This window comes from Pseudomonas viridiflava (assembly GCF_900602065.1).
Classification (GTDB): Bacteria; Pseudomonadota; Gammaproteobacteria; order Pseudomonadales; family Pseudomonadaceae; genus Aquipseudomonas.
Map to the genome: position 1 here is coordinate 1 of NZ_UWFN01000229.1, position 312 is coordinate 312.

Genomic DNA, 312 nt, shown 5'->3' on the forward strand with positions numbered 1-312 from the left:
GCAGGTGGACCGGGTCGCGGTCGACGGCACCTACGTCCGTGTGAGCTCGATCGGCGAGCCGGGCGCGCGGGCCTTCGTGCTGGTCGCGGGCCTGGGCATCGCGTCGACCTACTACGAGCGGCTCGCCCCGCACCTCAACGAGAACGGTCCGGTGCACGCGCTGGACCTGCCGGGGTTCGCCGGCGTCCCGCGGTTCCGCGGGAAGGTCTCGATCGAGCGCTACGCCGACGCGGTCGGACGGGTCATCGACGACCTCGGGCTCCAGGACCCGGTCCTGGTCGGGCACTCGATGGGCACGCAGGTCGTCACCGA

Annotated in this window: 1 protein-coding gene; it reads left to right on the top strand. The window is 72.8% G+C overall.

The annotated features are described in order from the left end of the window. Positions 1-312, top strand: a 312-nt coding sequence (locus tag EE949_RS12970) for an alpha/beta fold hydrolase (RefSeq protein ID WP_122664656.1), incomplete at both ends; no start/stop codon positions are given.